We start from the raw sequence: 26,984 nt of genomic DNA, 5'->3' as shown, positions 1-26,984 counted from the left end.
TTTCCCTACATATAAAAAAGAACTCTGAATCTGATTCAGAGTTCTTTTTAAGTGCGATTGGCCTATTCCCACTCAACGGTTGCAGGTGGTTTACTTGTAATGTCGTAGACGATACGGTTAACGTGATCCACTTCATTTACGATACGTACAGAAATCTTTTGAAGGACATCCCAAGGAATTTTGGCAAAGTCAGCTGTCATACCATCGATAGAAGTGATCGCACGAATGGCAATCGTGTAGTCATAAGTACGACCATCACCCATAACACCGACTGAACGAACGCCTGTGTTGACAGTGAAGTATTGCCAGATATCGCGGTCAAGACCAGCTTTAGCGATTTCTTCGCGAAGGATAGCATCAGACTCACGAACAGTTTCTAGTTTTTCTTCAGTGATTTCACCCATGACACGGATAGCAAGACCTGGTCCTGGGAATGGTTGGCGCCATACGATGTGGTCTGGCATACCAAGCTCTGTACCGAGAGCACGAACTTCATCTTTGTAAAGAGTGTTGAGAGGCTCAATCAGTTCAAACTGCATGTCTTCTGGAAGACCACCAACGTTGTGGTGTGATTTGATGGTTTGAGCAGTATCTGTACCAGACTCAATCACGTCAGTGTAAAGCGTTCCTTGAGCAAGGAATTTCACATCTTTTAGCTTACTTGCTTCGTCATCAAAGACATAAACAAACTCGTTACCGATGATCTTCCGTTTTTGTTCAGGGTCAGAAACACCTGCAAGTTTATCAAGGAATCGTTTAGCAGCATCTGCCTTGACGATATTCAACCCAAACTTACCACCAAGCATGTCCATAACTTGGTCTGCTTCCCCTTTACGGAGAAGACCGTGGTCAACAAAGATACAGATCAATTGATCGCCGATTGCTTTTTGAAGAAGAACTCCAACAACAGAAGAGTCAACACCACCTGATAGACCGAGAAGGACACGCTTGTCACCTACAGTTTCACGGATTTTCTTGATCTGCATATCGATGAAGTTGTCCATTGACCAGTCTCCCTTAGCCTTACAGATGTTAAGGGCAAAGTTGCGAAGGATATCATTTCCGTATACAGAATGGCGCACTTCTGGGTGGAATTGGATACCGTAAATGTGCTTTTCTGGGTTTTCAATAGCTGCATAAGGACAGTCAGCAGAAGTGCCAGTACGAACAAAATCAGCTGGAATCTCTGTAACAGCATCGCCATGACTCATCAAAACAATTTGTTCTTCAGGAGTCCCTTCAAAGAGGGCAGAAGTGGTATGAGTAAGTGGTGATTGGCCATACTCGCGGTTACCAGCATCACCTGCAGGAACAACTTTTCCTCCAAGTTTATGAGTTAAAAGTTGCATACCATAGCAGATTCCCAAAATTGGAATGCCAAGTTCAAAAATTTCTGGGTCAATATCAAATGAACCATCTTCGTATACAGAGTTTGGTCCACCAGAGAGGATGATCCCTACAGGGTTAATCGAACGAACCTCTGCAGCTGAGATTTTGTGACTTTTTAGCTCTGAAAAAACACCAATTTCACGAATACGGCGTGAAATCAGCTGGTTGTATTGGCTACCATAGTCCAGCACGATGATTTTTTCGACATCTTGCAAATCAGTTGAAATGTTGCTCATCTTTTTCCTTTCTCAAAAGAAATATCTTTTTCAATATTCTATCACAAATAGGGGCGAATTACCAACTAAACAAGGCAAAGTTTGACTTTTTCTTAGCAAATACGGTACAATGGAGAAAATAAAGAAAAGAAGTGAGAATCATGTTACCAGCTTATATGAAAATCCACGATCAGATCAAGAAGGATATAGATGAGCATCATTGGAAAATCGGAGAGAGGCTTCCAAGTGAGCGAGATTTAGCTGAACAGTTTCAAGTTAGCCGGATGACATTACGCCAAGCTATCTCTCTCTTGGTCGAGGAAGGAGTTTTGGAGCGTCGTGTAGGAAGTGGGACTTTTGTCTCTAGCACTCGTGTCCAAGAAAAAATGCGAGGAACAACCAGTTTTACGGAGATTGTCAAATCTCAGGGGAAAGTACCTTCCAGCCAACTCATTTCTTACAGAAGAACCATTCCAAATGAGCAAGAGGTCGCAAAGCTGGGGATTACTCCAACAGAGAATATTATCCGCATGGAACGGGTGCGTTATGCTGACCAAGTTCCACTAGTCTATGAAGTCGCATCCATTCCTGAGAAATTTATTAAGGATTTCAAAAAAGAAGAAATCACCAGTCATTTCTTCCAAACCTTGCAGCAGTATGGCTACCGGATTGGCAAATCCCAACAGACTATTTATGCGAGATTGGCTAAGGAAAAAATTGCTGACTATCTAGAAGTCGAAAAGGGGCATGCGATTTTAGCCTTGACTCAGGTTTCTTATCTTGAAGATGGGACAGCTTTCGAATATGTAAAGAGTCAATACGTGGGTGAACGCTTTGAATTTTATCTTGAAAATAACTAGTTTAGAAAGGCTAGTTTTTTGTTTTCTTAAAAGATTAGAATTGTCAAAACAATCTGTCTAGGCTTGATTTTATCCTTTATTTACTATAAAATGAGAAGGAAAAACGTCAAACTTTTATATTGCAAATAGGAGAAAAAATGACAAAAACATTAAAACGTCCTGAGGTTTTATCGCCTGCAGGGACTTTAGAGAAGCTAAAAGTGGCTGTTCGGTATGGAGCTGATGCTGTTTTTATAGGTGGACAAGCTTATGGTCTTCGTAGCCGTGCAGGAAACTTCACTTTTGAACAGATGGAAGAAGGCGTGCAGTTCGCTGCCAAGTATGGTGCCAAGGTCTATGTAGCTGCCAACATGGTTATGCACGAAGGAAATGAAGCTGGGGCTGGTGAGTGGTTCCGTAAGTTGCGTGACATTGGGATTGCGGCAGTTATCGTGTCAGATCCGGCCTTGATTATGATTGCAGCAACAGAAGCACCAGGTCTTGAAATCCACCTCTCTACCCAAGCCAGTGCGACGAACTATGAAACGCTTGAATTTTGGAAAGAACTGGGCTTGACTCGTGTCGTTTTGGCGCGTGAGGTTTCAATGGAAGAATTGGCAGAGATTCGCAAACGCACTGATGTAGAAATTGAAGCCTTTGTTCACGGAGCCATGTGTATTTCTTACTCAGGTCGCTGTACGCTTTCAAACCACATGAGTATGCGTGATGCCAATCGTGGTGGATGTTCTCAGTCTTGCCGTTGGAAATACGACCTTTACGACATGCCTTTTGGCCAAGAACGCAAGAGTCTTAAAGGTGAAATTCCTGAAGAATTTTCGATGTCAGCCGTGGACATGTCTATGATTGATCATATTCCAGATATGATTGAAAATGGTGTGGATAGTCTAAAAATTGAAGGTCGTATGAAGTCAATCCACTATGTTTCAACTGTGACCAACTGTTACAAGGCGGCTGTGGATGCTTACCTTGAAAGCCCAGAAAAATTTGAAGCTATTAAACAAGACCTGGTAGATGAGATGTGGAAGGTTGCCCAACGTGAATTGGCAACAGGTTTCTACTATAGCACACCTACAGAAAATGAACAGTTGTTTGGTGCACGTCGTAAAATCCCTGAATACAAGTTTGTCGCTGAGGTGGTTTCTTATGATGATGCAACCCAGACAGCAACCATTCGTCAACGGAATGTTATCAATGAAGGCGATCAAGTTGAGTTTTATGGACCAGGTTTCCGTCATTTTGAAACCTATATCGAAAATCTTCACGATTCTAAAGGCAATAAAATCGACCGTGCTCCAAATCCAATGGAACTCTTGACCATTAAGGTTCCTCAACCTGTGCAAGCTGGGGATATGGTTCGAGCTCTCAAAGAAGGTCTTATCAATCTCTATAAGGAAGACGGGACAAGTGTCACAGTTCGTGCCTAGATAAGGAAAAGTGAATGATTCAAGTGCAAGGATTGTTGGTAGATAATGAAAGCAGATGTGTTCACTATCATGGTGAAAAGGATATTATTTCCCTCCAGTGCTATGAGTGTAAAAAATACTATGCTTGCTATCAGTGCCACAATGCTATAGAAACGCATTTGTTTTCACCTTACCCCTTGACGCTTGCGGAGGATCGACCGATTTTATGTGGGGCTTGTATGAGGACAATAACATTTCAAGAATATCAAAAACAAATAGCCTGCCCTTATTGCAAATCTCCATTTAATCCAGGGTGTAAACAACACTATTCCTACTATTTCAAATAAAATGAATCTATCCAAGTTCTAAACTTGGATTTTTCAATTTATTTCGGAAAATATAGAAAAAGTGGAAACACATTTCATCATAAAATGAGAAACTTATCTATACAGTGGTATAAAAATAGCAAAAATAAAAATAAATCATCTGAAACGCTTCCAACGTAAGTAAAAAGTTGACAAAAACAAATTTTAGGACTAAACTAAGTAAGTAAATTTTAAATAAAAGGAGAATTCATCATGAATTTAACATTTTTCGGTCTATGTCTTGCCTGTATGGGTGTATCCCTTGCAGAAGGATTTTTGATGAACGGTTTGTTCAAGTCTGCAGCACGCCAACCAGATATCATCCCACAATTGCGTAGTTTGATGATCATGGGGATTGCCTTTATCGAAGGAACATTCTTTGTAACCTTGGCGATGTCATTTGTCATTAAATAGACAACTCTATTTAGAAATGGAGGTGTCAAACCATGGAAGAAAGTTTGAATCCAACCGTTAATATTGGACCAATATCCTTTGATTTGACCCTGCTTGCCATGTCTCTTGTAACTGTTTTGATGGTTTTTGCCTTTGTCTACTGGGCAAGTCGTAAAATGACCATCCGTCCAAAGGGCAAACAAAATGCTCTTGAGATGATTTACGACTTTGTGATTGGTTTTACCAAACCAAACATTGGAGAATCATACATCAAGGATTATTCCTTATTTCTGTTTTCTCTATTTCTGTTTATCTTGGTTGCCAATAATATCGGCTTAATGGCAAAAGTACAAACAACAAACGGTTATAACTTGTGGACTTCTCCAACAGCCAACCTTGGATACGATTTATCCCTATCATTCTTGATCACTTTGATCGCCCATGTAGAAGGAGTTCGTCGTAGAGGCGTTAAAGAATATTTGAGAGCATTTGTTACACCTGGCTTTATGACTCCGATGAACATTTTAGAAGAGTTCACCAATTTTGCTTCCTTGGCGATTCGGATCTACGGAAATATTTTTGCCGGTGAGGTCTTAGCTGGATTGCTATTAGCCTTGTCACAAAATGCTTTGTATTGGTATCCTTTTGCCTTTATCGCAAACATGTTATGGACAGCCTTTTCAATTTTCATTTCATGTATTCAAGCCTATGTCTTTACCATGTTGTCATCGATGTACATTGGTAAGAAGATAAATGCTGGGGAAGAGTAAGTAGAGGAGGATTAGAAGATGGATTTAACTATTAGTACCATTATTGGTGACTTTATTCTTATCGCTGGTTCCTTCCTTTTATTAATTTTTTTAGTGAAAAAATATGCCTGGGGAAATCTTACCAATATTTTAGATGAACGTGCTGAAAAAATTTCTTCAGATATTGACGGAGCAGAAGCTGCCCGTAAGAAGGCCGAAGAACTCGCTAGCAAACGTGAAGCTGAGTTGGCAGGTAGCCGTTCGGAAGCTAAGACAATTATCGAGAATGCAAAGGAAACAGCTGAGAAAAGTAGAGCTGACATCTTGGCTGAGGCGAAACTGGAAGCAGGACGCTTGAAAGAAAAAGCTAACCAAGAAATTGCTCAAAATAAAGCGGAAGCTTTACAAAGCGTTAAGGGTGAGGTAGCAGATTTGACGATTAGTCTCGCTGGTAAAATCATCTCACAAAACCTTGACGGACAAGCCCATAAAGAACTCATTGATCAGTACATCGATCAGCTAGGAGAAGCCTAATGGACAAGAAAACAGCAAAGGTAATTGAAAAATACAGCATGCCTTTTGTCCAATTAGTGATTGAAAAAGGAGAAGAGGACCGGATTTTTTCAGACTTGGATCAAATCAAGCAAGTCGCAGAAGAAACGGGCTTACCTTCTTTTTTAGCTCAGGTGGCAGTTGATGAGTCTGATAAGGAAAAAACCGTTGGTTTCTTTCAAGACTCTGTCTCACCTTTAATGCAAAACTTTATTCAGGTTCTGATTTACAATCACAGAGCAAATCTTTTTTATGATATCATTGTTGATTGTTTGAATCGTCTTGAAAGAGAAACCAATCATTTTGTAGTCACGATTTCTTCAGCTCATCCTTTAACAGATGAACAGAAGGAACGTCTGCTCCCATTGATAGAGAAAAAAATGTCTCTGAAAGTACGGAGCATTAAAGAACAAATTGATGAAGGACTCATTGGTGGTTTTGTCATTTTTGCTAATCACAAGACAATTGATGTGAGTATTAAACAACAACTTCGAGTTGTTAAAGAAAATTTGAAATAGAAAGTGGTGTTCTTTTGGCAATTAACGCACAAGAAATCAGCGCTTTAATTAAGCAACAAATTGAAAATTTCAAACCCAATTTTGATGTGTCTGAAACAGGTGTTGTAACCTATATCGGGGATGGAATTGCGCGTGCTCACGGTCTTGAAAATGCCATGAGTGGAGAGTTGTTGATCTTTGAAAACGGCTCTTATGGGATGGCGCAAAACTTGGAGTCTACAGACGTTGGGATTATCATCCTTGGAGACTTTACAGATATTCGTGAAGGTGATACTATTCGCCGTACAGGTAAAATTATGGAAGTACCTGTGGGGGACAGCCTAATCGGACGTGTTGTCGACCCACTTGGTCGTCCAGTTGATGGTCTTGGTGATATCCATACTGACAGGACTCATCCAGTAGAAGCGCCAGCTCCTGGCGTTATGCAACGTAAGTCTGTATCAGAACCATTACAAACAGGTTTGAAAGCTATTGACGCCCTAGTACCGATTGGTCGTGGTCAACGTGAGTTGATTATCGGTGACCGTCAGACAGGGAAAACAACTATTGCGATTGATACAATCTTGAACCAAAAAGGTCAAGATATGATCTGTATCTACGTAGCGATTGGACAAAAAGAATCAACAGTCCGTACACAAGTAGAAACACTTCGCCAGTACGGTGCCTTGGACTACACAATCGTTGTGACAGCTTCTGCTTCACAACCATCTCCATTGCTTTTCCTAGCTCCTTATGCTGGGGTAGCTATGGCAGAAGAGTTTATGTACCAAGGCAAGCATGTTTTGATTGTTTATGATGATCTTTCAAAACAAGCAGTCGCTTATCGTGAACTTTCCCTCTTGCTTCGTCGTCCACCAGGTCGTGAAGCCTTCCCAGGGGATGTTTTCTACCTTCACAGTCGTTTGCTTGAGCGCTCAGCTAAAGTTTCTGATGAGCTTGGTGGTGGATCTATTACAGCCCTACCATTTATCGAGACACAAGCAGGAGATATCTCTGCCTATATCGCAACCAACGTGATTTCTATCACTGACGGACAAATCTTCCTTGGTGATGGTCTCTTCAATGCAGGTATTCGTCCAGCCATTGATGCGGGTTCATCTGTATCCCGTGTAGGGGGTTCGGCACAAATCAAAGCTATGAAGAAAGTAGCTGGTACACTTCGTATCGACCTTGCTTCATACCGTGAGTTGGAAGCCTTCACCAAGTTTGGTTCTGATTTGGATGCGGCTACTCAAGCTAAGTTAAATCGTGGACGTCGTACCGTTGAAGTTCTGAAACAACCAGTTCATAAACCATTACCTGTTGAGAAACAAGTAACCATTCTTTATGCTTTGACACATGGTTTCTTGGATACGATTCCTGTAGATGACATTGTTCGTTTTGAGGAAGAGTTTCATGATTTCTTTGATGCACAACATCCAGAGATTTTGGAAACTATTCGTGAAACAAAAGACTTGCCAGAAGAAGCAGTCTTGGATGCTGCGATTACAGAGTTTCTCAATCAATCCAGCTTCCAATAAGAATAGAGGTGTCAGATGGCAGTATCTCTAAATGATATTAAAACAAAAATCGCCTCAACCAAAAATACGAGTCAAATCACTAATGCCATGCAAATGGTATCGGCTGCCAAGTTAGGTCGCTCTGAAGAAGCAGCGCGCAACTTCCAAGTTTACGCTCAGAAGGTTCGTAAGCTTTTAACGGATATTCTGCATGGTAATGGATCTGGTGGTTCAACCAATCCGATGCTCATCAGTCGCCCAGTTAAGAAAACAGGCTATATCGTTATTACTTCAGACCGTGGCTTGGTTGGAGGTTATAATGCTTCCATCCTTAAAGCCGTTATGGAGTTGAAAGAAGAATACCATCCAGATGGTAAAGATTTTGAGATAATCTGTATTGGTGGTATGGGAGCTGATTTCTTTAAGGCTCGTGGTATTCAGCCAATCTATGAACTACGTGGCTTGGCAGATCAACCCAGTTTTGATGAAGTTCGTAAAATTATTTCAAAAACGATTGAGATGTACCAAAACGAACTTTTTGATGAATTGTACGTCTGCTACAACCATCATGTCAATACTCTCACAAGTCAAATGCGTGTGGAACAAATGCTTCCGATTGTTGACTTGGATCCAAATGAAGCGGATGAAGAGTATAGCTTGACCTTTGAGTTAGAAACGAGCCGTGATGAGATTCTAGAGCAGTTGTTGCCACAGTATGCCGAAAGTATGATTTACGGGGCTATTATCGATGCCAAGACAGCTGAAAATGCTGCAGGTATGACCGCCATGCAAACGGCGACTGATAATGCCAAGAAGGTCATCAATGATTTGACAATCCAGTATAACCGTGCTAGACAGGCGGCGATTACACAAGAAATTACAGAAATCGTAGCGGGGGCTAGTGCCTTAGAATAGGATTTAGTCCAGCTCGTATGAAAATGAACTTATACTCAATGAAAATCAAAGAGCAAACTAGGAAGCTAGCCGCAGGCTGTACTTGAGTACGGTAAGGTGATGCTGACGTGGTTTGAATTTGATTTTCGAAGAGTATTAGGACCTAGTTGAACTAGGAACCGACAGTATCTTATATAGAATAGGAGAAGGAGATGAGTTCAGGTAAAATTGCTCAGGTTATCGGACCCGTTGTAGACGTCTTGTTTGCAGCAGGGGAAACACTTCCTGAGATTAACAATGCACTTGTCGTCTACAAAAATGACGAAAGAAAAACAAAAATCGTCCTTGAAGTAGCCTTGGAGTTGGGTGATGGTATGGTCCGTACGATCGCCATGGAATCAACAGATGGTTTAACTCGTGGAATGGAAGTTTTGGACACAGGCCGTCCAATCTCCGTTCCAGTAGGTAAAGAAACTTTGGGACGTGTCTTCAACGTTTTGGGAGATACCATTGACTTGGATGCTCCTTTCGCTGAGGACGCTGAGCGTCAGCCAATTCATAAGAAAGCTCCAACTTTTGATGAATTGTCTACCTCATCTGAAATCTTGGAAACAGGAATTAAGGTTATCGACCTTCTTGCCCCTTACCTTAAAGGTGGGAAAGTTGGACTCTTCGGTGGTGCCGGAGTTGGTAAAACTGTCTTGATCCAAGAGTTGATTCACAACATTGCCCAAGAACATGGTGGTATTTCAGTATTTACCGGTGTTGGAGAACGTACCCGTGAGGGGAACGACCTTTACTGGGAAATGAAAGAATCAGGCGTTATCGAGAAAACAGCCATGGTATTTGGTCAGATGAATGAGCCACCTGGAGCACGTATGCGTGTTGCTCTTACTGGTTTGACAATTGCTGAATACTTCCGTGATGTAGAAGGCCAAGATGTGCTTCTCTTTATCGACAATATCTTCCGTTTCACTCAAGCTGGTTCAGAAGTATCTGCCCTTTTGGGTCGGATGCCTTCAGCCGTTGGTTACCAACCAACACTTGCTACGGAAATGGGTCAATTGCAAGAACGTATCACATCAACTAAGAAGGGTTCTGTAACCTCTATCCAGGCTATCTATGTGCCAGCGGATGACTACACTGACCCTGCGCCAGCAACAGCTTTCGCTCACTTGGATTCAACAACAAACTTGGAACGTAAGTTGGTACAGTTGGGTATCTACCCGGCCGTTGACCCTCTAGCTTCAAGCTCACGCGCCTTGGCACCTGAGATTGTTGGTGAGGAGCACTACGCAGTTGCTGCTGAGGTTAAACGTGTCCTTCAACGTTACCATGAATTGCAAGATATCATTGCTATCCTTGGTATGGATGAACTTTCTGATGAAGAAAAGACTTTGGTTGCACGTGCCCGTCGTATCCAGTTCTTCTTGTCTCAAAACTTTAACGTTGCAGAACAATTTACTGGTCAACCTGGTTCTTATGTGCCAGTAGCGGAAACAGTTCGTGGCTTTAAGGAAATCCTTGAAGGAAAACATGACCAGTTACCAGAAGATGCCTTCCGTGGTGTCGGTTCAATCGAAGACGTCATTGCTAAGGCAGAAAAAATGGGATTTTAAGAGGTGATCTATGGCTCATTTAACTGTCCAGATCGTGACACCAGATGGCCTCGTCTATGATCACCATGCCAGCTTTGTATCGGTACGAACTCTGGATGGTGAGATGGGGATCTTGCCACGACATGAAAATATGATTGCGGTTTTAGCGGTTGATGAAGTGAAGGTAAAACGTATCGATGATGATACTCATGTGAACTGGATTGCAGTGAACGGAGGAATTATCGAGATTGCCAATGACATCATTACTATTGTAGCAGACTCAGCAGAACGTGCTCGTGATATCGATATCAGTCGTGCTGAACGTGCAAAACTTCGCGCTGAACGAGAAATCGAAGAAGCCCATGACAAGCATTTGATTGACCAAGAGCGTCGTGCAAAAATCGCATTGCAACGTGCTATCAACCGTATCAATGTCGGAAATAGACTATAAAAAAATGAACTTGAAACTCAAGTTCATTTTTTTTAATGTGGGAAGTTGATGCAGACTGCTTCAGGGACATGAAAGTCGTTAGAAAGTTCTGCAAGACGACCACTTTTAGGATTGCGTTTAAAGACGGTTGCGTTATCAGAATCTTGATGAACAGCAATGAGAAACTCTTGATCAGGAGTTAGGTCGAAATCACGTGGATTTTTACCATGACTTGGTACAATCTCTAATAATTCCAAGCTACCATCAGCGAGGATTGTATAGACTGCAATGGAATCATGACCTCGGTTAGATGCATAGAGGTATTTGCCATCTTTTGAAAGACGAATGGCAGCAGTAGCATTGAAGCCTTCGTATCCATCTGGTAAGGTTGAAATGACTTGCATGCGTTCAAATTCACCGACCCCATCATAAATCAAGACCTCGATAGTGCTATTAAGTTCGCAGATGAGATAGGCAATCTTATAGTGGTGGTGGAAAACGATGTGGCGAGCACCTGCTCCAGCTTGGCCGTGATAAGTGTGGAGCTTACTTAGTTTTCCTTCTGGACTAACATCGTAGGTCGTTACTTCATCTGTACCTAGATCACAGGTGACGAGATACTGGTCAGGTGTTAGATCTGTAAAGTGTACATGTGGAGAAGTTTGGTTTTCATGAGGGCCTTGTCCTCTATGCTGATCTAGATCCGTTTGGATGAGGCTACCATCCGTTTGGCGCTTATAAACTAGAACTTGGCCTTTGTGGTAGTTAGCTCCGTATACGAGACCACGTTTTTCATCCACTGCCACATAGCAATGGGGAGCGCCTTCTTCAACCACATGATTTAGCAAAGCGCCATCTGTCTTGTATGCAGCGATTCCACCTAAGCCATCCTGGCTTCCTACGGTGTATATGTGTTGCTGTTGGTCAAAGGCAAGGTAGGTCGGACTTGGTTCAGCAGCAAAGAGTTCAAGATCTGCAAGCTGGCCTGTTTCTGTATCAAAATCTACCTTGTAAATCCCTTTAGATAAGCGACGAGTGTAAGTTCCAAAATAAACAGTTTCTTTCATGTCCATACCTCTTAATAATGATAAGTTCATTATACCACAAAATGGCAGTCATGAAGCATCAGATTCATCCATGTAAGCACTTTAAAAAAGAGTTATTTTAGTCTAAAAATGGTATAATGAGAGAATGACAGAAAGGATGTATTTATGGAACATAAAGAGAAACATTTTAGCCTATCTTGGTTTTTTAAGTGGTTTTTAGATAATAAAGCCATCACTGTATTTTTAGTAACCTTGTTACTGGGGCTAAACATTTTTATTCTAAGTAAGATTAGTTTTATCTTTTTACCGGTATTGGACTTTTTAGGGGTTGTCATGTTGCCAGTTATTTTATCTGGTTTACTTTATTACCTCCTCAATCCGATTGTGGACTGGATGGAGAAGCACAAGATCAATCGTGTTCTTGCCATTAGTATTGTTTTTGTCATTATCGGACTCTTTATCATTTGGGGATTGGCAGTCGCAATTCCTAATCTGCAACGTCAAGTCTTAAATTTTGCGAAGAATGTGCCGACATACCTGGAAGATGCTGATAAGGTGATCAATGACCTTGTAACCAAACGCTTGCCAGATGATTTTAGACCACAGTTGGAGCAGGTTCTTTCCAATGTTTCTAGTGAGGCGACCATGTGGGCCAGCAAAATCTCTTCTCAAGCTGTTAACTGGGTTAGCGCCTTTATCAGTAGCGTTTCCCAGGTCATTGTTGCGGTTATTATCGTACCCTTCATGCTCTTTTATCTTTTGAGAGATGGGAAAGGTCTACGAGACTATTTGACTAAGTTTATCCCAAACAAGTTAAAAGAACCTGTCGGACAAGTTTTGTCAGATGTTAATAAACAGTTGTCAAACTATGTTAGAGGGCAGGTTACAGTTGCTATTATCGTGGCAATTATGTTTATTATCTTCTTTAAGATTATTGGTCTCAGATATGCTGTGACTCTGGGGATCACGGCTGGTATCCTCAATCTAGTACCTTACCTGGGTAGTTTTCTTGCCATGTTGCCTGCTTTGGTTTTGGGCTTGATAGCAGGACCTGTGATGCTTTTGAAAGTGATTATTGTCTTTATTGTTGAACAAACGATTGAAGGTCGCTTCGTTTCTCCGCTTATTTTAGGTAGTCAGCTAAACATCCATCCAATCAATGTCCTATTTGTTCTCCTAACTTCAGGTTCTATGTTTGGTATTTGGGGAGTCTTGCTGGGAATTCCTGTCTATGCTTCTGCCAAGGTCGTTATCTCAGCTATCTTTAACTGGTATAAAAAAGTCAGCGGTTTGTATGAAGAAGAAGGGGAGGAAATCAAGAGTGAACAATAGTCAACACATGCTCCAGGCTTTGGATGAACAGGATTTAATCAAAGCGGATCAGTATTTTCACAAAGCCCTCGAAACAGATTCAAGTGAAGTTCTTTACGAACTAGCAAGCTATCTAGAGGGAATTGGCTTTTATCCTCAAGCAAAAGAAATTTACCAAAAAATCGTTACAGAATTTCCAGAAGTGAATCTGAATTTAGCAAGTATTGCTAGTGAGGATGGCAATGTTGAGGAAGCCTTTGCTCACCTTGAGGAAATCACACCCGAAAGTGACTGGTACGTGTCGGCTTTGGCCTTGAAGGCTGACCTCTATCAGTTGGAAGGATTGACAGATGTAGCGCGTGAAAAGTTACTGGAAGCCCTAAACTACTCAGACGATCCCTTATTAGTTTTTGGTTTGGCTGAGTTGGATAGTGAGTTAGGAAATTATCAGGAAGCTATTCAGGGTTATGCTCAATTAGACAATCGCTCCATCTATGAGCAAACGGGTGTCTCAACCTATCAACGAATTGGCTACGCTTATGCCCAGTTAGGCAAGTTTGAAGCTGCAACTGAATTCTTAGAAAAAGCTTTAGAATTAGAATACGATGACCAAACTGCCTTTGAACTGGCTAGTCTTTACTTTGACCAAGAAGAGTATCAAAAATCTGTTCTTTACTTTAAGCAGATTGATACCATTTCACCTGACTTTGAAGGATATGAATATGGTTATAGTCAAGCTTTGCATAAGGAACATCAGGTGGAAGAGGCCCTTCGTATCGCTAAACAAGGTTTGGAGAAAAATCCATTTGAAACTCGGCTCTTACTGGCTGCTTCTCAGTTTTCGTATGAATTGCATGATCCTAGTAGTGCAGAGCAATTTCTCCTTACTGCCAAAGAAGATGCAGAGGATACAGAAGAAATTTTCCTTCGCCTTGCAACCATTTATATGGAACAAGAGCGGTACGAAGATATCATTGCTCTCCAAAGTCAAGAACCTGAAAACCTCCTGACCAAGTGGATGATTGCCCGTTCTTATCAGGAAATTGAGGATTTAGATAAGGCCTATGAGCTCTATCAGGAACTATCGCTTGATCTCAAGGATAATCCTGAATTTCTGGAGCAGTATACTTATCTCCTACGTGAATTGGGGTATTTTGAAGAAGCCAAAGTGCAAGCTGAAGCTTATTTAAAACTCGTTCCAGATGATGTTCAGATGCAAGAACTATTAGAGACACTTTAAGGATTTCTATTTTTTGTAAAATTTTATTAACAGAAACGAATGACTTTAAATGAATGATTTGAAAGACCTCAGAGGTCTTTTCTTTTTTACTAATATAATATAAATGTTAGAATTTCTTATAGCCAATTTAGATGAAGTTTTGAACGATGAAAGCCTGCTACACCCTATAAAATAAGAGTTTAAAGGTATGATTTGAACATCGAACTACTATGAAATACTTGACAAATTTATATAAGAATATATAATAATAAATAAGGGAATCTATCCCCAAAAATAAAGGAGGCAAATGTTGTGAAAAAGATTAATAAAAAACTTTCTCATGCATTCATGGCGCTATTGTTAGTAGCTTCAGTATTTATCCCAGTACTAAGAACTAGCAATGTGGTTAAAGCTGCTGAACTACCATCTAGTAGCTATACGCTAACGACAGTACCGACAATTAACAATAATAAGTTAGTTGACGGTGCAGAGTATGGTGAAGGGAAATTTTACCTTCAAACCACCTACAAATTCGACAACTCAACAACGTTGAAGAATGGTGACTTTATGGTTTATAAAGTTCCAAATGAATTCAAAATTGAAACAGATTCAACTACTGAAATCTTTGGTAACGATGGAGTCACTAAAGTTGCTGAGTTAACGACAAATAAGTCTGTAAATACAGCGACTGTAACGGTAACTAACGAAGATTATTTTGCTAACTTACCTGAAGAGAAACAAATTTCGGCCTTATTTACTGTTGTATGGGCTGATAATGTTGAACTCAATAAATCATATCCAATCGACATTCCTGGAGCAGGAGTATACAATTTGACTCGTATTGTTCCAGATGAGGATCCAACAGGATTTACTAAATGGGGAGTTCAAGATACGAACGATCCAAATTATATTAATTGGTATATTCGCGTAAACAAATATGCTAATCCTTATGAAGGCGTTTCGATTCAAGATACAATCCCTGAAGGGCAAGTATTAGCTAGTGAGATTACAGGTTACTACTTTACTGAATGGGGTAAGGATGAACATCATCCTCTTTTGAATCCAAGTCACATTGTTGTTCAAGATTCTAATCGCTTCACTATTACTCCAAATGGTAATGGTGATCTAATCAACCAAGGTTTGTATGTAGTTTATAAGACTCGTATCACAGCTCCAGTTGATAATACAACAAAGAAAGCTTTCAATAACGTTAAAATTACGACTTCGACTGAAAACTTTGATGTAGAAGGTTTTGCACCATTAACCACAACTGAAGGTATTAGTTCAGGTTCACGTTCTACAGAAGTTTCATTTGAGGTTTCTAAGCAGTTAAAAGGAAAAGACTTAGCTGCTGAAGAATTTAGCTTCCAACTACTTGATCCAAACGGATCAGTTGTGGAAACTGTTAAGAATGATAAAGATGGCAAAGTGAAATTTAAAGCCGTTAAATTCTCTACAGTGGGTACTTATAAGTATCAGATCAAAGAAGTTAATGATCAAAAACCAGGTTTTGCTTACGATGATAAGACTATTAACGCAGAAGTTACTGTAACAGATGTTTATGGTGAGAAGTTTGCAAGTGTTAAATATGACAATAAAGTTTTTGTAAATTCGTATTCTGCTAAATCTGCAACAACTTCAATTACTGCTAAAAAAGTCCTAAATGGTAAAACTCTTGAGGCAGATAAATATGAATTTGAATTGAAAGAAGGCGACAAACTTGTAGCTACAGCTAAGAATGCTGCAGACGGAACAGTTGCTTTCCCAGCGATTGAATACACTGCTGCAGGAATTCACACATACACGATCACTGAAAAAGCTGGTAATGAAACGGGTGTAACTTATGATAAAAATGCTTATACAGTAACAGTAAAAGTTGTAGACAATGGTCAAGGTCAACTTGTAGCAACAGTTACAGGTAATAATCCAACCATCATAAATACTTATGTTGCTGAGACTCCGGGTTCTTCAGATAACAAACCTAAACAACCAGAAGAAAATAAAGAACTACCAAATACTGGTACATCTGAAATGACTATCTTGCTTACTGTTGTAGGAGTAGTACTTGCATTTGGTTCCATTCTCTTATTCCGTTTCAAAAAAGTTAAATAATCTAGTTGAAAAATTTTGATGCCCTTGCTATGGCATCATCAAAGAGCCACTTGTATGGATAGTAGAAATGATACTATTCTTATAAAGTGGTTCTTTTTTATATCTCTAGAGGTATGAAGTGAATGAGAGTAAATAGAGTTCTATATCATTGAAATCTTTATAGATATTTGATAAAAATATTTTGATTATTGTTCTCTCAGAATTAGAAGTTAAACCTATATTCTCGTCTAGAATCCTTATAATTCTTCGAATTCTGTAAGATGATATTTCGCTCTGATTTCTTAGATAAAGGTGTATAGTTCAATAATTATAGAATTTTTTTACAAAAACCCTTGCTAAATTGTTTATTTATGCTATAATAGGAACAATAATTTTTAGGAGGTGCAGTATGTCTTATATGTTTGAGATATTACCAAGTTTATTGAACGGTGCAAGTATGACACTTCAAGTCTTTGCTCTGGTCTTGATCTTTTCAATTCCTTTAGGTATTGTCGTTGCCTTTGCTTTACAAGTCCGCTGGAAACCCCTCCATTATCTGATTGACCTTTATATTTGGGTGATGCGAGGGACTCCCTTGCTCTTGCAATTAATCTTTATTTACTATGTTCTCCCTAGCATTGGGATACGTTTAGATCGTTTGCCTGCTGCTGTGATCGCTTTTGTATTGAACTATGCAGCCTACTTTGCTGAAATCTTTCGTGGTGGGATTGAAACCATTCCTAAAGGTCAATATGAAGCTGCTAAGGTCTTGAAGTTTAGTCCTTTTGACACAGTGCGCTATATTATTTTGCCTCAGGTTACAAAGATTGTCTTACCGAGCGTCTTTAATGAAATTATGAGTTTGGTCAAGGATACTTCATTGGTTTATGCCCTTGGGATTTCAGATTTGATTTTGGCAAGTCGGACAGCAGCCAATCGAGATGCTAGTCTTGTTCCTATGTTCTTAGCCGGAGCGATTTATTTGATTATGATTGGTCTTGTAACCATTGTAGCGAAAAAACTTGAGAAGAAGTACAGTTATTACAGATAGGAGGATTGCTATGTTAGAATTACAAAATATCAACAAGGCCTTTGGTGGCAAACAAATCTTAACCAACTTCAGCCTATCTATTCCTGAAAAGCAAATCCTTGCAATCGTAGGTCCATCAGGAGGCGGAAAGACAACCCTATTACGTATGTTAGCTGGATTGGAAACCATCGATTCGGGGGAAATCTACTATAACGGCGAATCGCTAGCTATAGACGAACTAGAAAAGCGCAATCTTCTGGGATTTGTTTTCCAAGATTTTCAACTCTTTCCGCATTTGTCAGTTCTAGATAACTTAACTCTGTCGCCCATAAAAACGATGAGCATGGAGAAGGAAGTTGCTGAGAAGAGGGCGCGTGGTTTGTTAGAACAGCTTGGGTTAGCTGGACATGCAGATGCCTTTCCATTCTCACTTTCAGGTGGGCAAAAACAACGGGTGGCCTTAGCACGCGCCATGATGATAAACCCAGAAATTATTGGATATGATGAGCCTACATCAGCCTTAGACCCAGAATTGCGATTAGAAGTAGAAAAACTTATCCTTCAAAATAAAGAGCGTGGGATGACCCAGATTGTTGTGACCCACGATCTTCAGTTTGCGGAAAACATTGCTGATCAGATCCTTAAGGTTGATCCAAAGTAGGACTAGGAGGTGCCTATGAAGAGAAAGAAAATTGCCCTTGTACTTGCTCTGTTCTTTAGCTTCTTCCTGACGGCTTGTACTCAGAAGGCAAGTGATCCAAATCAGGATAATTGGGCCAAATATCAAAAACAGGGAAGCATTACCATTGGCTTTGACAATACCTTTGTTCCCATGGGATTTGAGGAAAAGAATGGCCAGTATGCAGGCTTTGATATTGACCTGGCCCAAGCTGTTTCTGAAAAGCTAGGAATTCAGATTAAATTTCAACCCATCGACTGGGATATGAAAGAAACCGAGCTACAAAATGGTACCATTGATGCCATCTGGAATGGCTATACAGCTACAGATGAACGGAAAGAGAAGGTTGCTTTTACCATTCCTTACATGGAAAATCAACAAGTTTTGGTCTCTAAAAAGTCTCAAAATATCCACTCAATTCAGGATATGACTGACAAAGTTTTAGGGGCCCAGGCAGGATCTTCTGGCTATTTGAATTTTGAAGGACAACCCGAACTACTCAAGAATCAAGTGAAAGATCAGAAGGCCAATCAATACCAAAGTTTCAATGAAGCCTTGATTGATTTGAAAAATGATCGGATTGATGCCCTTGTGATTGACCGGGTATATGCCAATTATTATCTCCAGTCTGAAGGAATATTAAATGACTACAATGTCTTTTCAGCTGGATTTGAAAGTGAAGCATTTGCAGTGGGTGTTAGACCTGCTGATAAAACTTTGCTAGCTGCTCTGAATCAGGCTTTTATATCACTATACCAAGAAGGAAAATTCCAGGAAATCAGCCAGAAATGGTTTGGGGAAGATGTAGCCACCAGTCAAGTTAAAAATCAAGAATAAGAAAAGAGATTGAGTTTTTTCTCAGTCTCTTTTTGCATCGAAAAATCCTCTGGAAAGTACCAGAGGATAAGGGTTTATACTCAATGAAAATCAAAGAGCAAACTAGGAAGTTAGCCGCAGGCTGCTCAAAACACTGTTTTGAGGTTGTAGATAAGATTGACAAAGTCAGGAACATATATCTACGGCAAGGCAACGCTGACGTGGTTTGAAGAGATTTTCGAAGAGTATTATTTCATTGTTGGGAAGAGCAATACGTCACGGATAGTAGTTGTATCAGTGAGGAGCATGCAGAGACGGTCGATACCGATACCCAAACCACCTGTTGGTGGCATACCGTATTCAAGAGCTTCAATGTAGTCGTAATCGATACCTGTTGCTTCATCGTCACCAAGTTCTTTAGCTTTGGCTTGGGCTTCAAAGCGACTAAGTTGGTCGATTGGGTCGTTCAACTCGGTAAAGGCATTACCGTATTCCTTGGTCATAATGAAGAGCTCAAAACGGTCAGTAAAGCGGTTGTCTTCAGGATTTTTCTTAGCGAGTGGAGACACAGCTACTGGATGACCATAGACAAAGGTTGGTTGAATCAAGGTTTCTTCAACGAACTCTTCAAAGAAGGCGTTGATAATGTGACCAACTTCAGTGTAGTGTTTTTCAACTGGAACTTTCTTCTCAGCAGCGATAGCTTTAGCTTCCTCGAAAGTCATGTCTTGCCAGAAGTCTACACCAGTAATTTCCTTGATAGCATCTACCATGTGAACACGTTTAAATGGTTCGTTGATCTTAATTTCAGTACCTTGATAGTTAACTGGACCATCACCTTTAACTGATTTAGCAGCGTGTTGGATAATACCTTCCGTCAAGTCCATGATATCTTGGAAGTCTGCATAAGCTTGGTAAACTTCGATAGAAGTGAATTCAGGGTTGTGAGTAGCGTCCATTCCTTCGTTACGGAAGATACGGCCAATTTCATAGACACGTTCCATACCACCAACGATAAGACGTTTTAAGTGAAGCTCGGTCGCGATACGAAGCACCATGTCAATGTTCTGTGCATTGTGGTGAGTGATAAATGGACGAGCAGCAGCACCACCGGCTTCATTATGAAGAACAGGTGTTTCCACTTCAAGGAAACCTTTTTGATCTAGATAACGACGGATTTCAGAGATGATTTTTGAACGAGTGACAAAGCGCTCAAAGCTTTCACGGTTAGAAATCAAGTCAAGGTAACGTTTACGATAAATTGTTTCAACGTCTGTCAAACCGTGGAATTTCTCAGGAAGTGGGCGAAGTGCTTTAGACAAGTGAGTGATATGAGTTGCCTTGATAGAGAGTTCACCCATATCCGTACGCATGACTTCACCTTCGACACCGAGGAAGTCACCGAGGTCAGCCTTTTTGAAGATTTCGTAGTTTTCTTCACCGACTTCATCTTTACGAACGTAGATTTGGATTTGACCTTCACGGTCTTGGAGATGGGCAAAGCCAACTTTCCCTTTACCACGTTTAGTTACTAAGCGTCCAGCGATAGTAGCAGTTTCATTTAGTTCATGTAATTGTTCTTTATCAAGTTCTGCAAATTTGTCTTTTAGTTCTTGAGAGTTAGCAGTACGTTCAAAACGTTTTCCGAAGGGATCAATTCCTTGTTCACGGAGCGCAGCCATTTTTTCACGGCGAACGATCTGCTGGTCATTTAGTTCTTCCATATGTTCTGTAGACATGGGTTCCTCCTAATTTTACTCAAAATTTAATACGATGAGTCATTTTTTGCGATACTCCCATTTTATCATAAATAGCAGAGAAATTCACGGATATTCTTTGAAAACTAAAAAGAACTTGACTATTAAGATCAAGTTCCATTATTTTCTTTGATAGGAAGTGTCATTCCATCTTTCTAGAGTGAAGGTTTCAAAATCATCGGTCTCTAAAACTGTCAGACTAGCATTGGCCAAGCCTCCTTCTTTGCGGAGGTGAGCCTCTTTATAGCCTATAAGTGTACGAAGGCTAGCAGTGAGATTGGCCCCATGCCCGACAATCAGAATGTTTTCAGCCGGACTTTCTTTCAGAGATTTGATAAACTGAATGGTTCGCTGAGTCGTAGAGTAGAGGGACTCAGCTTCAAACATCTTCGTATCAAACTGAGCCAGATTAGAGCGAAAGGCCTTGATTTGTTGTGGGTAGATGGCATTGAGCGTAGCAATTTTTAATCCCTCTAGTTTGCCAAGTTGCCATTCACGTAGGTCAGGAATGCTTTTTAAAGGACAAGGAGCCTGGAGTTGACTTTGGATTATTTCAGCAGACTTAACTGCTCTGGGTAAATCACTAGAATAAATCGTATCAAAATGAATTTCATTGAGATACTGCCCAAGTTGTTTTAGGATGTCAATGGACTCTGAAAGAAGGGGAGAGTCGCCACTAGCACCTTGAAAACGTCCTTCAAGATTCCAGACAGTCCGACCATGACGGACAAAATAGAGTTTCATCAGTTGTTTTCCTCCAAGATATCAGCAAAGTCCGCTTTTACAAAGCTGGCTAAGTCTTGAGGTCGGATGATGATACTATGCCCGACTTCTCCAGCAGAGACAATCATTTTGTCTAAATCCAAAGCAGTCTGATCAATAAAAATAGGATAATTGTGTTTTTGGCGAATGCCGACGGGGTTATTAGCCCCATGAATATAGCCTGTCGTTTTTTCCAGATCTTTTTGAGGAATCATGCTCACTTTTTTATTACCAGAAACCTTTGCTAGTTTTTTCTCAGCGAGGTGTTCTGTTATGGGAACGATTCCGATGATTGGGCCTGTTTTGTCCCCTAATAGAGCCAAGGTTTTAAAGATGTGAGTTCGATCATATTCTGAAGGAAGTTCACCCTCAAGCGCATTGATCTGAATACCAGTATGGTCAATACCCGCCTTGGTCAAGATTTGTTCGACCAAGGTTTTTTTTATCTTAACTTTCTTTGCCATTATTTATACTTATCCTCCAATTGACTCATCCAGATACCAAGCCAAATTCCAAGCGCAAAGAAGAAGGCAATGAGAACATAACTCACAATAGAAAGTCCAGTGTATTGGATACTTTCAGCATTTCCAGCATTTGGAATCAAAATTAAGAGGGTGCTTGATAGCACAATCCCAATGATGAAGTGATAAACACGCGAGTGGTAGTTGTTCAAGGCGTGGTCCATTAATTTTGAAAAAATGATGAGGGTTGCACCTGCACCAATTCCGATAGGAAGGAAAGTACCGAATAAATCAAAGGTCTTAAAACCAGTGAGCATTGGAGCGTACAGTCCTAAAATCAAGAGTAGATTTGACGGACTTAAACCAGGCACCAAGACACCAAGCGCTAAAAGAGCACCCGCTAAGATGAAACTAGCGAAACTAGCACTGAGAGAACCAACAACAAAGTTTAGCGCGTAGAGCCCGACACCTGAAAGGATAAAGGTAGTCCAGAACCAGACTAGGTCAATCTTATCGCGATCAGATTCTCGAGTAGATTCTTTAAGGAGGCTAGGAACTGTACCGATGATAGCTCCAGCAAAACTCCATAAAACATAGACTTGGTAATTTTCTAGCAGATACTCAATTGGATAAGAAAACAAACCAATGCCTAGCAACATCCCGATTGCTACTGGGATAAAGTATAGGACATTCTCTTTAAAATCCTTAAAGGGATGAGCCAGAAAGCTAATCATTCGCTCGTAAATTCCCAAAATAGCTGCTAAAACACCACCAGAAATTCCAGGTAGGATAAATCCTAAGGCGATGACGATTCCTTTAATAACTCTTGCAATCCATGAAAACATCATAAAATCCTCAATTTCATAAAATTCTTTCTCTATTCTATCAATTATAACACAGACGAGAAGAAAATGAAAAAACAAGTGAAAAAGAGAGCAATTTTCACTTGTTTTATGGTCTTAAAAATAGTTTTCTGAAGGTTTCTTCTTTTTCCTTCAAGGTAGAAATGAGATTAATATCTAAATGATGCTCAAATCCAGCAATTCTTCCTTTTGAAGTATACTGATGGAGGTCATAGTCTAAATCAGTATTAGGCGTGGTTTCAAAGTAACCTGAATTCGTTCCATAAGATGGAATCCAGACAGCAGAGAACTTATCTGTATTGATACTATGCTCTTGCATGAAATAAACACCGATGTAAATTCCGATATTTTTGGCGCCAAGGGCTTCTAGTTTAGCCCTAAAAGCTTCAACACCTTCGTTCATATCGGACATTGTTTTTTCTTCAACATCGAGCCAATAGTAACTAGGGTTGTATGGAGAAGCAGCATTGTAGAAAACCTCAGCAGCTTTTTCCATTTCTTCCTTACTAGTACCTGCTAGATAGGCATAAACAGCAACTGGAACATTCCGCTTTTGAAATTCTGAAATATGATTTATATAGGCTTTATCGACACCATTGACATAGGCGGCATTATTTGTTTCAGTATGCTGACCCCCATTGTGGACGCGAACAATAACACCAGAAATATTTTGAGATAAGGTATCGTAGTTGATTTCCTCAGGTATTTGCCAGCCAGAGACGTCAATAATAGGTTTGTCAAGATTATGCAAGGCCCGATTTTCAACCTGGACTGCATTGGGTTTTGATTTGACAGGATGGTCTTCATAAGTTGGTCTATTGAGGATCAAAATAGCTATAAATATAGTAAATAAAGTAAAAATAATAGCTGGATGAATCTTTTTTCTCATATTTAAATAGTTTAACGTAAATAGATAAAAAAATCAAAGAAAACATCGGAAAAAGTGAATATATGGGCGTCTTTTCCCTATTTCTCTGTTTGTTTACTCCTAAGAAACTAAATTATGGTATAATATAAGGGAATTTCTAGAGAAAAGAGAAGATTATGTCAAATTATGCCATTATTCTAGCAGCGGGTAAAGGTACTCGCATGAAATCAGATCTTCCAAAGGTACTTCATAAAGTAGCTGGAATTTCGATGTTGGAACATGTTTTTCGTAGTGTTGGTGCTATTCAACCTGAAAAAACAGTTACTGTAGTTGGTCACAAGGCAGAGCTAGTTGAGCAAGTATTAGCCGGTCAGACGGACTTTGTTACCCAAACAGAACAACTAGGAACTGGGCATGCTGTCATGATGGCAGAGCCTATTCTCCAAAATCGTACTGGCCACACCTTGGTTATTGCTGGGGATACTCCTCTGATTACAGGTGAAAGCTTGAAAAATCTCTTGGATTTCCATATCAATCACAAAAATGTTGCGACGATCTTGACAGCTGAAGCAGCAAATCCTTTTGGATACGGTCGAATTGTCCGTAACGATAATGCAGAAGTTCTTCGTATTGTTGAGCAAAAAGATGCCACTGATTTTGAAAAACAAATCAAAGAAATCAATACAGGAACTTATGTATTTGACAATGAACGTCTTTTTGAGGCTCTTAAAAACATCAACACCAACAATGCCCAAGGTGAATACTATATTACTGATGTGATTGGTATTTTCCGTAACGCAGGTGAGAAGGTTGGCGCCTATACTCTCAAGGATTTTGATGAAAGTCTTGGAGTAAACGACCGTGTGGCTCTTGCCACTGCGGAAGCAGTGATGCGCCGCCGTATCAACCAAAAGCACATGGTTAATGGTGTTAGCTTTGTCAATCCTGAAGCAACTTACATTGATATTGATGTCGAGATTGCTCCCGAAGTCCAAATCGAAGCTAATGTTACCTTGAAAGGTCAAACGAAGATTGGTGCTGAGACTGTTTTGACAAACGGTACTTATGTAGTGGATAGCACTATCGGAGCTGGAGCTGTGATTACCAACTCTATGATTGAGGAAAGTACAGTTGCAGACGGCGTGACTGTTGGCCCTTATGCCCATATCCGTCCAGGTTCAAGTCTGGCTGCTCAAGTTCACATTGGAAATTTTGTTGAAGTAAAAGGATCTTCAATCGGTGAAAATACCAAGGCGGGTCATTTGACTTATATTGGAAACTGTGAAGTGGGTAGCAACGTTAATTTTGGTGCAGGAACTATTACAGTCAACTACGATGGCAAAAATAAATACAAAACTATCATTGGCAATAATGTCTTTGTTGGCTCAAACTCAACTATTATTGCTCCTGTAGAACTTGGGGATAATTCTCTGGTTGGAGCGGGTTCAACCATTACCAAGAATGTTCCTGCTGATGCCATTGCTATCGGCCGTGGACGTCAGGTCAACAAAGATGAATATGCGACTCGCCTCCCTCATCATCCAAAGAACCAGTAGGAGTCTGTCATGGAATTTGAAGAAAAAACGATTAGTAGGAAGGAAATCTATCAAGGTCCTATTTTCAAACTAGTACAAGACCAGGTGGAACTACCAGAAGGAAAGGGTACTGCCCAACGTGACTTAATTTTTCACAATGGAGCTGTTTGTGTACTAGCTGTGACATCTGAGGACAAAATCGTTCTCGTTAAGCAATACAGAAAGGCTATTGAGGCGGTTTCTTATGAGATTCCTGCTGGTAAACTAGAACTTGGTGAAAATGCTGATCCAATGGCGGCGGCACTTCGTGAATTGGAAGAAGAAGTTGCCTACACGGCTAAGTTAGAACTGTTGTACGATTTCTATTCTGCGATTGGATTTTGTAATGAAAAACTAAAACTCTACCTTGCTAGTGATTTGATCAAGGTGGAAAATCCTCGCCCACAAGATGATGATGAAACCTTGGAAGTCCTAGAAGTAAGTCTAGAGGAAGCCAAGAACCTGATCCAGTCAGGTCATATCTGTGATGCCAAGACCATTATGGCGATTCAGTACTGGGAACTACAAAAGAAATAGAGGAGAAACCCATGGGAAAACCTTTATTAACAGACGAAATGATTGAACGTGCCAATCGTGGTGAGAAAATCTCAGGACCACCTCTTCAAGATGACGAGGAAACAAAGATCCTACCAACGTCTTCACAACATTTTGGTTATTCACGTTCTAGAGACCACGGTTTTAGTCAAGATACACTTACAATCGAAGTAGAGCCAACGATTCATAAGAGCCGTCGCATTGAGAATACCAAGAGAAATGTTTTTAATTCAAAACTCAATCGCATCTTGTTTGCAGTCATCTTACTTTTGATTTTGTTAGTGTTGGCGATGAAACTCTTGTAATTGAAAGGACTTGAAATGAAAATTGGAATCATTGCTGCCATGCCAGAAGAACTCCTATATTTGACTCAGAATTTGGACAAACATCAAGAAGTCCAAGTCCTCGGAAATACTTACTACACTGGCTCTGTTGGCAATATAGAAGTCGTTCTAGTTCAGAGTGGGATTGGAAAGGTCATGTCGGCTATGAGTGTAGCTATTCTAGCTGACCATTTTCAAGTAGAAGCCATCATCAATACAGGATCTGCAGGAGCTCTTGCAGAAGGGATTGCAGTTGGTGATGTAGCGATTGCGGATAAACTGGCTTATCATGATGTGGATGTGACTGCTTTTGGCTATGCTTATGGTCAAATGGCTGGTCAACCTCTTTACTTTGAATCAGATAAGAAATTTATCGCTAGGATTAAAGAAAACTTATCTCAGTTAGAACAGACCTGGCACCTAGGCTTGATTGCTACAGGGGACAGTTTTATAGCTGGGGAGGATAAGATTGCTAGTATCAAATCCCACTTCCCTGATGTTTTAGCAGTTGAAATGGAAGGAGCTGCTATTGCACAAGCGGCTCAGTCTCTTAATTTACCGTTCCTAGTCATTCGTGCTATGAGTGACAATGCCAATCACGAGGCCTCTATCTCATTTGATGAGTTTATCATTGAAGCTGGACGTCGTTCTGCCCAAGTCTTACTAGCCTTTTTAAAGGCTTTGGATTAAGCGGAAATTTGACAGTTTATCTAGCTTATGATAAGATTTAAATAAAGAAAAGCTAGAAAACGTTTCAGAGGATA

Annotated in this window: 28 protein-coding genes; 21 read left to right on the top strand and 7 right to left on the bottom strand. The window is 40.3% G+C overall.

The features are described 5' to 3' along the window. Positions 1-62: 62 nt before the first annotated feature. On the bottom strand, positions 63-1,625 hold the full coding sequence (gene guaA, locus A6J84_RS03745; RefSeq protein ID WP_000065734.1) for a glutamine-hydrolyzing GMP synthase: 1,563 nt from the start codon (positions 1,623-1,625) through the stop codon (positions 63-65). Positions 1,626-1,765: 140 nt separating this feature from the next. Here guaA and A6J84_RS03740 point away from each other — a divergent pair, with 140 nt between their 5' ends. The 11 genes from A6J84_RS03740 to A6J84_RS03685 all read left to right on the top strand — a co-directional run bounded on the left by A6J84_RS03740 (position 1,766) and on the right by A6J84_RS03685 (position 10,886). After that, on the top strand, positions 1,766-2,464 hold the full coding sequence (locus tag A6J84_RS03740) for a GntR family transcriptional regulator (protein ID WP_000936179.1): 699 nt from the start codon (positions 1,766-1,768) through the stop codon (positions 2,462-2,464). Positions 2,465-2,601: 137 nt separating this feature from the next. After that, entirely contained in the window at positions 2,602-3,888 is a 1,287-nt protein-coding gene (locus A6J84_RS03735) for a peptidase U32 family protein (RefSeq protein WP_000169124.1), read from the top strand. A gap of 14 nt (positions 3,889-3,902) precedes the next feature. Next, positions 3,903-4,214: a CHY zinc finger protein gene (locus A6J84_RS03730; protein ID WP_080566831.1), complete on the top strand. Its 312-nt coding sequence runs from the start codon at positions 3,903-3,905 to the stop codon at positions 4,212-4,214. 231 nt (positions 4,215-4,445) lie between these two features. Then, on the top strand, positions 4,446-4,646 hold the full coding sequence (locus tag A6J84_RS03725; protein ID WP_001054551.1) for a F0F1 ATP synthase subunit C: 201 nt from the start codon (positions 4,446-4,448) through the stop codon (positions 4,644-4,646). A gap of 32 nt (positions 4,647-4,678) precedes the next feature. Next, positions 4,679-5,395, top strand: coding sequence for a F0F1 ATP synthase subunit A (gene atpB, locus A6J84_RS03720; RefSeq protein ID WP_000392937.1), 717 nt, complete (start codon positions 4,679-4,681; stop codon positions 5,393-5,395). 18 nt (positions 5,396-5,413) lie between these two features. After that, positions 5,414-5,908: a F0F1 ATP synthase subunit B gene (gene atpF / locus A6J84_RS03715; RefSeq protein WP_000366311.1), complete on the top strand. Its 495-nt coding sequence runs from the start codon at positions 5,414-5,416 to the stop codon at positions 5,906-5,908. Beyond that, the gene (locus tag A6J84_RS03710; protein ID WP_038806143.1) at positions 5,908-6,444 is read left to right on the top strand and encodes a F0F1 ATP synthase subunit delta; all 537 of its coding nucleotides are present in this window, start codon (positions 5,908-5,910) and stop codon (positions 6,442-6,444) included. The genes atpF and A6J84_RS03710 overlap by 1 nt, the downstream gene beginning before the upstream one ends. A gap of 14 nt (positions 6,445-6,458) precedes the next feature. Further along, positions 6,459-7,964 carry a F0F1 ATP synthase subunit alpha gene (gene atpA / locus A6J84_RS03705; RefSeq protein WP_095726066.1) on the top strand — a complete coding sequence of 502 codons (1,506 nt, stop codon included), beginning with the start codon at positions 6,459-6,461 and terminating at the stop codon, positions 7,962-7,964. 15 nt (positions 7,965-7,979) lie between these two features. Beyond that, the gene (locus tag A6J84_RS03700) at positions 7,980-8,858 is read left to right on the top strand and encodes a F0F1 ATP synthase subunit gamma (protein WP_000301228.1); all 879 of its coding nucleotides are present in this window, start codon (positions 7,980-7,982) and stop codon (positions 8,856-8,858) included. 191 nt (positions 8,859-9,049) lie between these two features. Next, the gene (gene atpD / locus A6J84_RS03690) at positions 9,050-10,456 is read left to right on the top strand and encodes a F0F1 ATP synthase subunit beta (protein WP_000094372.1); all 1,407 of its coding nucleotides are present in this window, start codon (positions 9,050-9,052) and stop codon (positions 10,454-10,456) included. A gap of 10 nt (positions 10,457-10,466) precedes the next feature. Further along, a complete protein-coding gene (locus tag A6J84_RS03685) occupies positions 10,467-10,886 on the top strand; it encodes a F0F1 ATP synthase subunit epsilon (RefSeq protein WP_000940836.1) in 420 nt (139 codons plus the stop codon). A 32-nt stretch (positions 10,887-10,918) separates the two neighbouring features. Here A6J84_RS03685 and A6J84_RS03680 read toward each other — a convergent pair whose 3' ends face one another. Further along, positions 10,919-11,932 (bottom strand): lactonase family protein, encoded by a 1,014-nt coding sequence (locus A6J84_RS03680; protein ID WP_095726065.1) that lies wholly within the window; start codon positions 11,930-11,932, stop codon positions 10,919-10,921. A gap of 144 nt (positions 11,933-12,076) precedes the next feature. Here A6J84_RS03680 and A6J84_RS03675 point away from each other — a divergent pair, with 144 nt between their 5' ends. The 6 genes from A6J84_RS03675 (at position 12,077) to A6J84_RS03650 (ending at position 19,078) form a co-directional block, all read left to right on the top strand. Further along, positions 12,077-13,243 (top strand): AI-2E family transporter, encoded by a 1,167-nt coding sequence (locus A6J84_RS03675; RefSeq protein ID WP_000400294.1) that lies wholly within the window; start codon positions 12,077-12,079, stop codon positions 13,241-13,243. After that, complete coding sequence (locus tag A6J84_RS03670; RefSeq protein ID WP_044020860.1) at positions 13,233-14,462, top strand: tetratricopeptide repeat protein; 1,230 nt, start codon at positions 13,233-13,235, stop codon at positions 14,460-14,462. The genes A6J84_RS03675 and A6J84_RS03670 overlap by 11 nt, the downstream gene beginning before the upstream one ends. Positions 14,463-14,753: 291 nt before the next feature. After that, positions 14,754-16,553 carry a Spy0128 family protein gene (locus A6J84_RS03665; protein ID WP_000723553.1) on the top strand — a complete coding sequence of 600 codons (1,800 nt, stop codon included), beginning with the start codon at positions 14,754-14,756 and terminating at the stop codon, positions 16,551-16,553. A gap of 388 nt (positions 16,554-16,941) precedes the next feature. Continuing rightward, positions 16,942-17,583 carry an amino acid ABC transporter permease gene (locus A6J84_RS03660; protein ID WP_000121156.1) on the top strand — a complete coding sequence of 214 codons (642 nt, stop codon included), beginning with the start codon at positions 16,942-16,944 and terminating at the stop codon, positions 17,581-17,583. 10 nt (positions 17,584-17,593) lie between these two features. Continuing rightward, positions 17,594-18,223 (top strand): amino acid ABC transporter ATP-binding protein, encoded by a 630-nt coding sequence (locus tag A6J84_RS03655; RefSeq protein WP_049501498.1) that lies wholly within the window; start codon positions 17,594-17,596, stop codon positions 18,221-18,223. A gap of 15 nt (positions 18,224-18,238) precedes the next feature. Beyond that, entirely contained in the window at positions 18,239-19,078 is an 840-nt protein-coding gene (locus A6J84_RS03650; RefSeq protein ID WP_000823413.1) for an amino acid ABC transporter substrate-binding protein, read from the top strand. 227 nt (positions 19,079-19,305) lie between these two features. On the opposite strand, the gene lysS is transcribed toward A6J84_RS03650, so the two are convergent. The 5 genes from lysS to A6J84_RS03620 all read right to left on the bottom strand — a co-directional run bounded on the left by lysS (position 19,306) and on the right by A6J84_RS03620 (position 23,789). Further along, entirely contained in the window at positions 19,306-20,796 is a 1,491-nt protein-coding gene (lysS, locus tag A6J84_RS03640) for a lysine--tRNA ligase (RefSeq protein ID WP_000102443.1), read from the bottom strand. Between the two features lie 138 nt (positions 20,797-20,934). Then, positions 20,935-21,558, bottom strand: a complete 624-nt coding sequence (locus tag A6J84_RS03635; RefSeq protein ID WP_049479414.1) for a histidine phosphatase family protein — start codon at positions 21,556-21,558, stop codon at positions 20,935-20,937. After that, the gene (locus A6J84_RS03630; RefSeq protein ID WP_049479415.1) at positions 21,558-22,040 is read right to left on the bottom strand and encodes an aminoacyl-tRNA deacylase; all 483 of its coding nucleotides are present in this window, start codon (positions 22,038-22,040) and stop codon (positions 21,558-21,560) included. The genes A6J84_RS03635 and A6J84_RS03630 overlap by 1 nt, the downstream gene beginning before the upstream one ends. Then, on the bottom strand, positions 22,040-22,882 hold the full coding sequence (locus tag A6J84_RS03625) for a DUF368 domain-containing protein (RefSeq protein WP_049479426.1): 843 nt from the start codon (positions 22,880-22,882) through the stop codon (positions 22,040-22,042). The genes A6J84_RS03630 and A6J84_RS03625 overlap by 1 nt, the downstream gene beginning before the upstream one ends. A 106-nt stretch (positions 22,883-22,988) precedes the next feature. Next, positions 22,989-23,789 (bottom strand): glycoside hydrolase family 25 protein, encoded by an 801-nt coding sequence (locus tag A6J84_RS03620; RefSeq protein ID WP_095726064.1) that lies wholly within the window; start codon positions 23,787-23,789, stop codon positions 22,989-22,991. Between the two features lie 155 nt (positions 23,790-23,944). Here A6J84_RS03620 and glmU point away from each other — a divergent pair, with 155 nt between their 5' ends. Genes glmU through A6J84_RS03600 form a run of 4 tightly spaced genes read left to right on the top strand, consistent with a single transcriptional unit; the run spans position 23,945 to position 26,910 of the window. Then, entirely contained in the window at positions 23,945-25,324 is a 1,380-nt protein-coding gene (gene glmU, locus A6J84_RS03615; RefSeq protein ID WP_095726063.1) for a bifunctional UDP-N-acetylglucosamine diphosphorylase/glucosamine-1-phosphate N-acetyltransferase GlmU, read from the top strand. Between the two features lie 9 nt (positions 25,325-25,333). Continuing rightward, entirely contained in the window at positions 25,334-25,879 is a 546-nt protein-coding gene (locus A6J84_RS03610) for an NUDIX hydrolase (RefSeq protein ID WP_095726062.1), read from the top strand. 11 nt (positions 25,880-25,890) lie between these two features. Further along, positions 25,891-26,202, top strand: a complete 312-nt coding sequence (gene macP / locus A6J84_RS03605) for a cell wall synthase accessory phosphoprotein MacP (protein ID WP_000517873.1) — start codon at positions 25,891-25,893, stop codon at positions 26,200-26,202. 15 nt (positions 26,203-26,217) lie between these two features. Then, entirely contained in the window at positions 26,218-26,910 is a 693-nt protein-coding gene (locus tag A6J84_RS03600) for a 5'-methylthioadenosine/adenosylhomocysteine nucleosidase (RefSeq protein WP_095726481.1), read from the top strand. Positions 26,911-26,984: the final 74 nt, after the last annotated feature.

The sequence above is a fragment of the Streptococcus sp. FDAARGOS_256 genome, from assembly GCF_002289235.2.
In the GTDB taxonomy this organism is placed as follows: domain Bacteria; phylum Bacillota; class Bacilli; order Lactobacillales; family Streptococcaceae; genus Streptococcus.
Note: the sequence above shows the minus strand (reverse complement) of the source record. Positions and strands in the feature narration are given on the sequence as shown.